Raw genomic sequence first — 278 nt, forward strand, 5'->3', positions numbered from 1 at the left:
GCCAGTTCGATTTGGAGAATTTCCGTCAGCCGCTTTACAATCGGATAGCGGAACGTAGAGCTTCGTACAGAAACCCCTACTTCATAGGCGTGAAGAGGCGTCCTGAGCGGATAAGCGACGGCACCCGACGCTTCGACCACAGGCTGGAACTGGTTGGGCACGATCATCGCGTATCGTCCTGCGGCGATCAGTTCCAAAGCCGTATTGAAAGAACTCGTAGAAATTGCAAGCGGTGGAGGTGCCAAACCGTCAGCGTGAAAGAAGTTGGTGAGAGCGGG

Annotated in this window: 1 protein-coding gene; it reads right to left on the minus strand. The window is 54.7% G+C overall.

Annotation, left to right across the window (positions count from 1 at the left end; all coding sequences use genetic code 11):
* The coding region (locus EOD29_RS38075; RefSeq protein ID WP_348630468.1) for a LysR substrate-binding domain-containing protein at positions 1-278 on the minus strand (278 nt) is incomplete at both ends.

Origin of the sequence: Mesorhizobium sp. M1A.T.Ca.IN.004.03.1.1, assembly GCF_003997555.1 — a bacterium.
In the GTDB taxonomy this organism is placed as follows: domain Bacteria; phylum Pseudomonadota; class Alphaproteobacteria; order Rhizobiales; family Rhizobiaceae; genus Mesorhizobium.